Source organism: Cupriavidus sp. 01L46, from assembly GCF_056399905.1.
Genome location: NZ_JBFTSF010000229.1, coordinates 1 through 10637, shown reverse-complemented (window position 1 = coordinate 10637; position 10637 = coordinate 1). Strand labels below are relative to the sequence as shown.

Here is a 10637-nt window from a genome sequence, read left to right as displayed (position 1 = left end):
CACCGCGATCTGCGCCTTCCTGATCCACGCCGTGCGCCTCAAGCGCCTGGACATGTGGCTGGAGCGCGAAGCGGGCGGCAAGTCCGCCGCAACGGCTGGCGCTGCCGCCGCGGCCAAGAGCGGGGAGTAAGCCATGATCATTTCCATCGACTATCTCTACTGGCTCGCCGGCCTGGTGCTGGCCATCACGGCGTTGATGACCTTCGCCGACCGCGACCATCCGCGCCGGCTCAGCACGGGTTTGTTCTGGGCGCTGTATGCGCTGGTCTTCCTGATCGGCGACAAGCTGCCGCCGGCCATCGTCGGCATCGGCGCCGTGGTGATGGCGCTGATCGCGGGCTTTGGCGGCGTGGGCCACGGCAAGCACGGCACGCTGCCGGAGGCTGAGCGCCGCGCCTCGGCGCAGCGCCTGGGCAAYAAGCTGTTCATCCCGGCACTGCTGATTCCCGTGGTGACCGTGATMGGCACGCTGCTGTTCAAGGACGTGAAGGTCGCCGGCCTGGCGCTGCTCGATCCCAAGAACGTCACCTTCGTCTCGCTCGGCATCGGTTGCCTGCTGGCGCTGGGCGTGGCGTGCTGGCTCACCCGCGACACGGTGGTGCAGGGCGTGCGCGAATCGCGCCGGCTGACCGAGTCGCTGGGCTGGGCGCTGGTGCTGCCGCAGATGCTGGCCATGCTGGGCCTGGTGTTCGCCGATGCCGGCGTGGGCAAGGCGGTGGCGCACCTGACCACGGCCTATATCAACATGGACTACAAACTCGTGGCCGTGGTGGTGTACTGCGTGGGCATGGCGCTCTTTACCGTGATCATGGGCAATGGCTTTGCCGCTTTCCCGGTGATGACCGGCGGCATCGGCGTGCCCATCCTGGTGAACATGTTCCACGGCAACCCGGCGGTGATGGCGGCGATCGGCATGTTCTCCGGCTACTGCGGCACGCTGATGACGCCGATGGCGGCCAACTTCAACATCGTGCCGGCTGCGCTGCTGGAGCTCGATGACAAGAACGCCGTGATCCGGGCGCAGGTGCCAACCGCGCTGATGGTCCTGGTGGCCAATATCGTATTGCTGTATTTCCTGATGTAAGAACGCGGCCCCGCCGCGAATGATTGGCCAGGGGCCCGGGCAACCGGGCTTCTTGCCGGGAGTCCCTGCCATGCGTACCGTGCTGCTGACCGGCTTCGAGCCGTTCGAGAGCGAGCCCATCAATCCTTCCTGGGAAGCGGTGCGCGCGCTTGACGGCGTGCGCATCGGCAACGGGCCCGATGACCTGGACGCCGCGATCATCGTCGCGCGCCAGTTGCCTTGCGTGTTTGGCGCGGCCAACGATGCGCTGGCCGACCTGGTCGACGCGGTCAATCCCGTGCTGGTGATCGCGGTGGGGCAGGCGGGCGGGCGCCCTGAGATGTCGGTGGAGCGCGTGGCGATCAATGTCGACGATGCGCGCATTGCCGACAATGCCGGCGCGCAGCCCGTCGACACCCGCATCGCCGAAGAAGGCCCGGCGGCGTATTTCTCCAGCCTGCCGATCAAGGCCATCGTGCGCGACATGCGCGCGGCGGGCGTGCCCGCATCGGTGTCGCAGACCGCCGGCACCTTCGTCTGCAACCACGTGTTCTACGGCTTGATGCACCTGCTTGCCACGCAAGGCGTGCCTGCCGGGATCCGTGGCGGCTTCATCCATATTCCCTACTTGCCTGAACAGGCCGCGCGCCATCCGGGGCAGCCCAGCCTGTCGCTGGCGTTGATGATCGAAGGCATCCGCTGCGCGGTGGCCACGGCGCTTGCCACCACCAGCGATATCCGCGAGCAGGGCGGCCAGACGCACTGAGGCGCCGCTCAGGCGCCCGGCGGCATGGCATCCTCGTGATTGTTGCCATCGCCGCTGCCATCGCCGTCGCCATCACTTGCGCGCGCCGCCAGCCGCTTTGCTTTGCGGCGCGCACGCCGCAGGCTGCGGCGATCGAGCTGGAATTGCTCGAAGCGCCAGATCAGGTAGCACAGCGCCACGAACGGCCACATCCACCCCAGCCATTGCGACAGGCTGTTGAAGTGGATGAAGCGGCCTAGCCGCCAGCCTTGCTCCGAGATCCAGGAATACGGATTGGCGGGCAGCAGGTTGGACAGCGTCACCAGCAGCATCAGCGTGGCGAGCGCCAGCGCGCCGCGCAGCCAGCGCGGCAGCCGCAGCAGCAAAACCAGCACCAGCGAGCCCGTCAACAGGGCAAAGCGGCCGCCTTCGGACAGCCAGTTGAAGGCGTTGTCGTCCGGGAACTGCATCTCGGCCACCACGGCTTTCAGCAGCAGCGCGCTGGCCAGCAAGGCCGCCAGGATGCGCAGCATCGGCGCCTGCCTGCGCATGGCGATCGAGGCGAACAGCCCGGTGCCCACCCAGCCGCATCCGGTAACGAGGGACTCCAGCAATTGCTGGCCTTGCGCATCGTCCGGCCGCAGCAGGCTGATGTTCTCGATCAGGTCGGGCAGCCCCGGAAAAACGCCTTGCAACCACTGCACAGGCCAGGAGTCGGGGTCGGTCAGCCACTCGCGCACGATCCCGCCCATGCCGAACAGGTGATCCTGCGGGAAGATCTGCGCGAACGGCCACAACAGGATCAGGACGATGGCAAAGCTGGCGTGCGGCTCGAACCACGCCATGCGCAACTGGCGCAGCGAGCCGCGATCGATCAGCGCCGCCGAGAAGGGCGCCACCGCGGCGCCGCCCAGCAGAGCACCCAGCGCATTGGTCATCAGGTCGATATTGGACGAGACGCGGTTGGGCAGCCAGGTCTGCAGCGCTTCCATGGTGCCCGACAGCAGTGTGCCTGCCACCAGCGCCAGCAGCACGGCGCGCACGCCGGAGATGCGCGGGTGCAGGGACAGCACCACCAGCGCGCCAAGCGGGCAGTAGCCCAGCACGTTGGTGATGAGATCGAACCCGGTCAGGTAGCGGGGCTTGGGCGCGGTGAGGAAGGCCAGCGCGGAGATGCCGTTGTCCGTCCAGCCAGTGAACGGGTACAGGCTGCCATAGACCACCAGCAGGACGAAGCACAACAGCCCCACCCGCGCCAGCGGCGAGTGGCGCGGCGGCGGTGGCGCTGGCGGTGGCGGTGGCGGGGGAACGAGCGGCGCGGGAGCCGATGCCATGCGCGGCCCTCTTACTGCAGCGGCAGCGTGGCCACCCAGTCCAGGATCGCCGCAATGGCGGCATCGCTGCCGGTGGCCAGCGCCTTGACGCCGCCGGCGCCATCGGCCGTGGCGGCGGGCTGCGCCACCACGAAAGTCTTCTGCCCGATCAGCCCGCTGCGAAATACCGTGGCGCGCACGCGGATCACGCCGCGGCTGGCGCTGGCGCTGTCGAACACCTGCTCGAACTCCAGCACATCGATCTTGAGGGCCGGCGCGGCAGTGTCGCCGAGCCAGGTCAGCGCGCCGCGCGAGGCCACGGCCTCGCGCAGGCGGTCGTCGAACAGGCGCACCGGCGACATCACCCAGCGTTGCGTGGCATAGGGCTGCAGGCGCTCCGCCTGGGCGTAATGCAGCCGGTAGTACAGCGAGTTGCCGTCCAGCCAGGTAGGGCCATCGGTCTGCGCCACGCGCATCTTGGGCAGGTGCACGGCGTCAGGTGCGGCGCCTGCCGGCGGGCCCAGATCGTAGGTGATGGTGGGCGTGGATGGCGTCAGGGCACAACCGCCCAGCAGCAGGCAGGCCAGCGCGACGCCGGCGGCCAGCCGGCGCGGCATGGCGAAGGTGCCGGGTGTGTCGCATCCGTCCGGCCGGGTTTGGGCATTGCGCATCATGATGTGCCTTGGTTTGCTCGAAGGATTCGCGGCGCCAGCCTGGCGGGCCAGGCGTGGTGTGCGTGCGGCGAGTGCGTAGGTGCGCGGCATGAGGGCTTGCGGTCCGCGTCAGGGGGCCTGGAAGCCGGGCTCGCCCGGGCCCGGCACGGTGGGAGGGCCGCCAAACAGCACGCTGCGCGGGCTGTCGTTGAACTGGCTGGCGGCGCGGTCGATGCTGCGCATGGTCTGGCGCGCATCGCGCGCGAGCCCGTTGATCTGCGGCAGCGTGTCTTGCGAGACGCCGCCAGCGGCCGATTGCACGGAATCGGCGGCGCCCTGCAGGTCGCGCCCGACGCGGTCGACGGTGCGCATCACGGCCCCGTCGGGGCTGGCGAGCTCCTGGGTGAGGCGCCGCGTGGTGGCCAGCGTGGCGTTGAGGTTCTCGGTCACCTGCGGCAGCTGGCGCGCGGCCGGCGCGATCGAGCTGGCCAGTTGCGAGTAGTCGTCGGCGGTCTTGTGCACCGAGCGGATCGCCTCCATCAGGTCGCGCYGGTTGTCGGCCTGGAACATGTCGTTCAGCGAGCCCATGATCGTCTCCAGTTGCGTGAGCAAGCTGTCGCCGCGCTTTTCCAGCTCTTCGAAGAAGCCGGCCCGCATGATGATGCGCGCCACCGACTTGGAGGAGGTGGCCAGGTGCGGCGACGGCGCGCCGCCTTCCTGCGCGGTGGTGTCGTCGAGCTGCACGTAGCCGATCCCGGTCACGCCCTGGAAGCCGAGCGTGGCATAGGTGGTGTGGGTGATCGGGGTGTCCTGGTTGACGCTGATGCGCACGATGATCTGGCCGGGCACGGTCGGATCGAAGCGGATCGACACCACCTTGCCCACCTCCAGCCCGCGGTACTTGACGTCGGCCTGCGGCCCCAGCCCGTTGACGGTGGAGCGGGTGATCAGGTCATACGGCACGCGCACCGCGTGGTCGCTGCTGAACCAGAAGATCGCGAACAGCACCAGGATGGCGAGTCCAATCGTGAACACGCCGGCCAGGAAGGCGTGTGACTTGTTTTCCATCATGCTTCTCCAGATTGCGGGCCTGCGGGTGTTGCCGCATGCGTTGCCGCGCGTGCCGCGTCCGGCAAAGCCGGGAGCGCCTGCATGGCGCGCTGCCCGCGCTCGCCCAGGAAATACTCGTGGATGAACGGGTGGTCAATATGCACCAGTTCCCGGATCGGCAGCGCGGCGAGTACCTTGTGGTCCGCCAGCACCGCGACGCGGTCCGACAGCGCCACCAGGGTGTCGAGGTCGTGGGTCACCATCACCACGGTCAGCCCCAGCTCGCGGCGCAGTTCGCGGATCAGCGCCACGTAGTCGTCCGAGGCCATCGGGTCCAGCCCGGCGGTGGGCTCGTCCAGGAACACCAGCTCCGGCTCCAGGGCCAGGGCACGTGCGAGCGCCACGCGCTTGATCATGCCGCCGGACAGGTCGGACGGCATCTTGTCCGCATCCCGGGCCGACAGCCCTACCAGTTGCAGCTTGAGCAGCGACGCCGCGCAGATGAGATCGTCGGGCAGGGTGCGAAGTTCACGCAGCGGCAGCGCGATGTTGTCGATCACCGACAGCGCGGAGAACAGCGCGCCGCGCTGGAACTGCAGGCCCCAGCGGTTACGCAGGGCTTGCAGCCTGGCCGCGTCGAGCTCGGTGAGGTCCTCGCCGAATACACGGATGGTGCCGGAGGTGGGCCGCTCCAGTCCCACGATCTGGCGCAGCAGCACKGTTTTGCCGCTGCCCGAGCCGCCGACGATGGACAACACTTCGCCCCGGTACACATCGAGGTTGAGGTGGTCGTGCACGACCGCCTCGCCAAAGCGCTTGACCAGGTCGCGTACCTCGATCACGGTGGTGCGCGGGGCGTGTTGCACGGTGCCCGAAGGCGGCGTTGCGGTGGCGGCCGTGGTGGTAGTCATAAACCGATGTCCTTGAACAGGATGGCGAAGATGGCATCGGCCACGATCACAACGGTGATCGAGGTCACCACCGAGGCGGTGGTGCCTTCGCCCAGGCTGCGCGTGTTGGGCTCGATGCGCAAGCCGAAATGGCAGGCGGTGAGCGCGATCAGGATGCCGAACACCACGCCCTTGCCCAGGCCCATCCACAGGTTGGCCACCGGCACCGCATCGGGCAGCGCGCGCAGGAAGAAGGCCACGCTGATATCCAGCTGGAAGTGCGCGGCCAGCATGCCGCCGGCAAGCGCCAGCACGTCGGTCCACGCCACCAGCAGCGGCATGGCGATGGCCAGCGCGATCACGCGCGGCATGATCAGCCGGAAGCCGTGCGAGATGCCCATCACGCGCATCGCATCGAGCTCCTCGGTGACCCGCATCACGCCGATCTGCGCGGTGATGGCCGAGCCCGAGCGCCCGGCAATCAGGATGGCCGCCAGCACCGGGCCCAGCTCGCGGATCACCGCCATGCCGAGGATGTTGACGATAAAGATGCTCGCGCCAAAAGTGCGCAGCTGGTTGGCCGACAGGTACGACAACACGATGCCGATCAAAAAGCCGACCAGCGCCGTGATGCCGAGCGCCTTGTAGCCGACGTTGTAGATATTGGCGGAGATCTCGCGCCAGGGGCCGCGCTGCGGCGCGCGCGCCAGGCGCAGCAGGTCGAAGGCCAGTTGGCCCAGCATGGTCACGCCATTGCCGAGCTGCGAGAACATCGACAGGATCGAGGCACCGAACAGGGTCACCGGATTGAACCGGTCCACCATATGTTTCTTCCAGTTCTCGCGGCGCAGCCCGGCGATGCGGGTAAAGACGCGGCGCTGCGCCTCGTTGGCTTCCAGCTTCTCGGGCAGCTTGCCGCCCCAGGCCTGCCACATCAGCTGTGCGCCGATGTGATCGAGCCGGGCGAGGCTTGCCAGCGACCAGTGCGCGTCCGCGGCGATCGTGTGCAACTCGCTGCGCAGCGCGCGGGCGCGGTGGCAATCGGAGAGCGCAAGCGCTGTCCAGTCGCCGCGCAGTTGCACGGTTTGCGCTCCGTCCGCGCGCGTCACTTCTATGGCTGGCGTGGTAGGGCTTTCCAAAGGAGGGGGAGAAGTGATGGGCAAGTCCCGATTCTATGCCACCCGCAGCGTCAGCGGGCGCGCGCAGGGCCTCGGCCGTGGATTCGCACGGCTACAATGCGTAGCTGCTTGTGCCCATTGTGTTGTCCATCGTCGAAACGCATGTCCGCTGACCAATCCTTGCCCACGCCAGACCCGACCCCTGCGGCCGCCGCTCCCGCGCAAGCCTGGCGCATCGACCCCGACCGCCTGCGCGCCGCGCTCACCGGCCCCGCGCGCGGCTGGGCCCTCGGCGTGGTCGACGAAACCGGCTCCACCAACGCCGACCTGACGCTGGCCTGCCGCAGCGCGCCATGGGCCGAGTCCGCCACGCTGCGCCTGGCCTACCGGCAGACCGCCGGGCGGGGCCGCCAGGGGCGTCCCTGGCAAGGCCAGGCCGGGCTGACGTTCTCGGTGGCGCTGCCCTTGCCGCTAGCGCCCTCGCAGTTGAGCGGGCTGAGCCTGGCGGTAGGGCTGGCGCTGGCCGAGGCGCTGGGCGACTGCGACGCGCGTCTGGGCGCCGCCGTTGGCCTGAAATGGCCTAACGACCTGCAGATCGACGGCCGCAAGCTGGCTGGCATCCTGATCGAGTCGGTGCCGGCAGGGCCACAGCGGGTCTGGGCCGTGGTCGGCATTGGCCTGAACCTGGTGCGCGATGCGCAGATGGAAGCCGCGCTCGGGCGCAGCCTGGCCGGCGTGACCGAATTCCTGCCGGGCTGCGATCCCACCGTGCTGCTGGCTGCGGTGCTGAACCGGCTCGCGGTGATGCGCGAGGATTTCCTGGCGCAGGGCTTTGCGCCGATGGCGCCCCGCTGGTCCGCGCGCGACGCCTATCGCGACCAGCCAGTGCGCCTGCTGCACGACGGCCGCGTGCAGGCCGAAGGCCTGGCGCGCGGTGTTGACGGCGACGGCCACCTGCTGCTGGAAACGCCCTCGGGCCTGGCGCGCATTGCCAGCGGCGAAGTGTCGCTGCGTTCGGCGGACAACGCGGCGGATAAGGCGGCGGATAACGGGGCGGGCGCATGAGCGGCGCCAGCGCCGGCATGCCGCGTGTTCCGCAACTGCTGATCGATATCGGCAACACCCGCTTGAAATGGGCCTGGTGCGACGAGGCCTGGTCTGGCGCCGCGCTGCACGAGGCTGCGTTGCCCACGCCCTGGCCGCACGGCGGCGCGGTGGCCCATGGCGAACTGGCCACGCTGGTGGCGCAATGGGCATCGCTGCGCGCGGCCGGCGCCGGCGGCKCGCAGCCGCTGGTGTGGGTCAGCAACGTGGCCGGCCCGGCCATCGCGGCCAGCCTGCAAGCCACGCTCGACACCGTGTTCGGCCCTGGCATCGGCGTGAACTGGGTACGCTCGGGCCCGCGCTTCGGTGGCCTCGTCAACGGCTACCGCGAGCCCACGCAGCTCGGCGTCGACCGCTGGATCGGCAGCATCGGCGCGCGCTGCTACCGCCCCGAAGGCGCTTTGCTGATCGTCACCGCCGGCACCGCCACCACGCTCGACGTGGTGAGCGCGCAGCACCGTTTCGAAGGTGGCCTGATCCTGCCTGGCCTGGACCTGATGCTGGGCGCGCTGGCGCGCAACACAGCGCAATTGCCGTCCCTGGACGTGAGCGATGCCGGGCTGGCCACGCCCTGGGCCGACAACACCCGCGACGCCATCGCCGCCGGCTGCCTGGCGGCCCAAGCCGGTGCCGTGGAGCGCACCTGGCGCGCGCTGTGCGAGCGCGGGCCGGTGCGCTGCCTGCTCTCCGGCGGCGCCCGCCATGTGTTGGCTAACGCGCTCTCCCTGCCGTTCGAGATGCACGATAATCTCGTGTTGCTCGGCCTGCATGTGATGGCCTCGCAAAGCCCGGTCGGCACAGCGAGCTGAACCCGCATCACGCCATATCGCCTTCTTCACCCGTCGCTCCACCCCAGCATCGCCCCCAATGCTCCAACGAAGCCTCCTAATCCTGCTGGTCCTGGTCAATGCGTTGCTGCTGGCTGCCGTGCTGGGCGCGTTCGGCCCACAGCCGCTGGCCGGCTGGCTGGAAAGCGCGCGCGAGCCCGAACGCGCTGCCCAGCAGGCGCGTGCCGAACGCTTCCGCCAGATGCCGCAGCCGAGCGGCAAGCGGGCGGCATCCGGGCCCGCCACTGCCGCAGCCACAACCGCAGCCACTCCCCAAGCCGCCGCACCAGCCATGGCTTGCGTAGAAATTGGTGGTTTCAACGGGGAACTGGTGCGCAAGGTGGCCGATGAGCTGGCCAGCGCCCCGCCCGGCGCCTGGCGCGTGGAACAGTTCGAGCGGCAGGAGCAGGCGCGCTGGTGGGTCCACTTGCCGCCGCAGGCCTCGCGCGAGAACCTGCAGCGCAAGCTCGGCGAGTTGCGCCGGCGCAATATCACCGATGTATCGGTGGTCAACGCCGGCTCGCCGGAAACCTATACGGTGTCGCTGGGCTTGTTCCAGGAGCGCGAGCATGCCGAGCATTTCCTCGACAACCTGCGCGAGCACGGCGTGCGCACCGCGGTGCTGACCGATACGCCGCATCCGCTGACGCGCCAGTGGCTGCGCGTGCGCAACGCCGACGCGGCACTGCGCTCGCGGCTGGACGAGATGCGCCAGCGCTATGGCGCGCAGGACTTGCTGACCTGCACCTGAGCCGCGCGTCAGCGCTTGCTGCTTCGCTCAGCTGCCCTGGCGTACCTTGGACAGCAGCTTGGTGGTGGAGCGGTCGTGCAGGAACGCGATGGCATGCGCCTGGCCGCCCCAGCTGCGCACCAGGCGGGTTTCTTCCAGCGTATCGATGTCGTAGTCGCCGCCCTTGACATAGATGTCCGGGCGCACCAGCCGGATCAGCTCGACCGGCGTTTTCTCGCGGAACATCACTACCAGATCCACCGATGCCAGCGCTGCGATCAGCGCCATGCGATCCGATTCGTGGTTCAGGGGACGGTCGTCACCCTTGCCGAGCATGCGCACTGATGCGTCGCTGTTGACGCCGACTACCAGGCTGGCGCCCAGGGCCTTGGCTTGCGCCAGGTAGGTGGCGTGGCCGCGGTGGAGGATGTCGAAGACGCCGTTAGTGAAGACTAGGGGGCGGGGGAGGGTGGCTAGTTTTTCTGCTAGCGCGGCTGGGTTGTCGGGGGGGACTAGTTTGGATTCGAAGGTGGGCATGGTGGGAGGGAAAGGCGTTGTGTTTGGGCGGCGGAGGGTTCTGCGATTGTGTTCGGGTGGGGGCGCAACTTCAATGTCAACTGCTTAACTTCAACGGATTAACGTCAAGGGCAACTGCAGTTTCACCTCCCCTGCGGGGAGGCGACCTACTTTCTTGTCTCGCCAAGAAAGTAGGCAAAGAAGCGACCCGGATGGGGCGAAAGACTCCTCGTCGCCGGGCGAAAAGAGCGGCCGGAGGCCAAACTCGCATCGCCTTAAGGCGATACTCAAACATGGCCTCCTCGTTTCCGCTCTTTTCGYCCGRCGACGAGGCGCCCCATAACGGGAGATGAAARSCMGACGGCTCGCTGCGCATCGCGGGYRGGTGATTKCCGCCTKGGGGCGSMAATCACGGCTASACCRAATCGAAAYTTGAYCCCTCTGTGGYAAGCCGTGTTTCCCGCCYSSRGGCGGGMAACACCCGTGCGCGATGCGAAGCGAGCCGTSAAGGTKTRCCWAGGCCGTATGGGGCGCCTCGGGATTTCAYGAAAAGAGCGGAAAAGAGGGACCCATGTCTGAGTATCGCCTTAAGGCGATGCGAGTTTGGGTCCCGGCCGCTCTTTTCGTG

Annotated in this window: 11 protein-coding genes and 1 pseudogene; 6 read left to right on the top strand and 6 right to left on the bottom strand. The window is 68.4% G+C overall.

Annotation, left to right across the window (positions count from 1 at the left end; translation table 11 throughout):
* The 3 genes and pseudogenes from AC1DS3_RS28960 to pcp form a co-directional block, all read left to right on the top strand.
* Positions 1 to 130 (top strand): annotated as a pseudogene (locus AC1DS3_RS28960) (DUF969 domain-containing protein); the annotation flags it as partial.
* Between the two features lie 3 nt (positions 131 to 133).
* Positions 134 to 1084, top strand: coding sequence for a DUF979 domain-containing protein (locus AC1DS3_RS28955; RefSeq protein WP_441641331.1), 951 nt, complete (start codon positions 134 to 136; stop codon positions 1082 to 1084).
* Positions 1085 to 1154: 70 nt separating this feature from the next.
* A complete protein-coding gene (pcp, locus tag AC1DS3_RS28950; RefSeq protein WP_441641330.1) occupies positions 1155 to 1829 on the top strand; it encodes a pyroglutamyl-peptidase I in 675 nt (224 codons plus the stop codon).
* 8 nt (positions 1830 to 1837) lie between these two features.
* Here the strand turns inward: pcp and AC1DS3_RS28945 are convergent, their stop codons facing one another.
* The 5 genes from AC1DS3_RS28945 to AC1DS3_RS28925 all read right to left on the bottom strand — a co-directional run bounded on the left by AC1DS3_RS28945 (position 1838) and on the right by AC1DS3_RS28925 (position 6853).
* Complete coding sequence (locus AC1DS3_RS28945) at positions 1838 to 3142, bottom strand: VanZ family protein (protein ID WP_441641329.1); 1305 nt, start codon at positions 3140 to 3142, stop codon at positions 1838 to 1840.
* Positions 3143 to 3153: 11 nt separating this feature from the next.
* Positions 3154 to 3738: an ABC-type transport auxiliary lipoprotein family protein gene (locus AC1DS3_RS28940; protein WP_441641341.1), complete on the bottom strand. Its 585-nt coding sequence runs from the start codon at positions 3736 to 3738 to the stop codon at positions 3154 to 3156.
* 165 nt (positions 3739 to 3903) lie between these two features.
* Positions 3904 to 4845: an MlaD family protein gene (locus tag AC1DS3_RS28935; RefSeq protein WP_477128448.1), complete on the bottom strand. Its 942-nt coding sequence runs from the start codon at positions 4843 to 4845 to the stop codon at positions 3904 to 3906.
* Positions 4842 to 5735 carry an ABC transporter ATP-binding protein gene (locus tag AC1DS3_RS28930; RefSeq protein ID WP_441641327.1) on the bottom strand — a complete coding sequence of 298 codons (894 nt, stop codon included), beginning with the start codon at positions 5733 to 5735 and terminating at the stop codon, positions 4842 to 4844. The genes AC1DS3_RS28935 and AC1DS3_RS28930 overlap by 4 nt, the downstream gene beginning before the upstream one ends.
* The gene (locus tag AC1DS3_RS28925; RefSeq protein WP_441641340.1) at positions 5732 to 6853 is read right to left on the bottom strand and encodes an MlaE family ABC transporter permease; all 1122 of its coding nucleotides are present in this window, start codon (positions 6851 to 6853) and stop codon (positions 5732 to 5734) included. Before AC1DS3_RS28925 ends, AC1DS3_RS28930 begins: the two co-directional genes overlap by 4 nt.
* A 141-nt stretch (positions 6854 to 6994) precedes the next feature.
* Between AC1DS3_RS28925 and AC1DS3_RS28920 the strand changes: the two genes are divergently transcribed.
* The 3 genes from AC1DS3_RS28920 to AC1DS3_RS28910 are packed head-to-tail and all read left to right on the top strand — an operon-like array spanning position 6995 to position 9514.
* Positions 6995 to 7897 (top strand): biotin--[acetyl-CoA-carboxylase] ligase, encoded by a 903-nt coding sequence (locus tag AC1DS3_RS28920; RefSeq protein ID WP_477128447.1) that lies wholly within the window; start codon positions 6995 to 6997, stop codon positions 7895 to 7897.
* Entirely contained in the window at positions 7894 to 8745 is an 852-nt protein-coding gene (locus AC1DS3_RS28915) for a type III pantothenate kinase (RefSeq protein WP_477128446.1), read from the top strand. The genes AC1DS3_RS28920 and AC1DS3_RS28915 overlap by 4 nt, the downstream gene beginning before the upstream one ends.
* A gap of 58 nt (positions 8746 to 8803) precedes the next feature.
* On the top strand, positions 8804 to 9514 hold the full coding sequence (locus AC1DS3_RS28910) for an SPOR domain-containing protein (protein WP_441641324.1): 711 nt from the start codon (positions 8804 to 8806) through the stop codon (positions 9512 to 9514).
* 27 nt (positions 9515 to 9541) lie between these two features.
* Here AC1DS3_RS28910 and rfaE2 read toward each other — a convergent pair whose 3' ends face one another.
* Positions 9542 to 10030: a D-glycero-beta-D-manno-heptose 1-phosphate adenylyltransferase gene (rfaE2, locus tag AC1DS3_RS28905; RefSeq protein ID WP_441641323.1), complete on the bottom strand. Its 489-nt coding sequence runs from the start codon at positions 10028 to 10030 to the stop codon at positions 9542 to 9544.
* Positions 10031 to 10637: the final 607 nt, after the last annotated feature.

Bases quoted from the DNA above. Each gene is read 5' to 3' on its own strand.
- pcp (WP_441641330.1), top strand. From the start codon at position 1,155: ATGCGTACCGTGCTGCTGACCGGCTTCGAGCCGTTCGAGAGCGAGCCC.
- AC1DS3_RS28945 (WP_441641329.1), bottom strand. From the start codon at position 3,142: ATGGCATCGGCTCCCGCGCCGCTCGTTCCCCCGCCACCGCCACCGCCA.
- AC1DS3_RS28940 (WP_441641341.1), bottom strand. From the start codon at position 3,738: ATGCCGCGCCGGCTGGCCGCCGGCGTCGCGCTGGCCTGCCTGCTGCTG.
- AC1DS3_RS28920 (WP_477128447.1), top strand. From the start codon at position 6,995: ATGTCCGCTGACCAATCCTTGCCCACGCCAGACCCGACCCCTGCGGCC.
- AC1DS3_RS28910 (WP_441641324.1), top strand. From the start codon at position 8,804: ATGCTCCAACGAAGCCTCCTAATCCTGCTGGTCCTGGTCAATGCGTTG.
- rfaE2 (WP_441641323.1), bottom strand. From the start codon at position 10,030: ATGCCCACCTTCGAATCCAAACTAGTCCCCCCCGACAACCCAGCCGCG.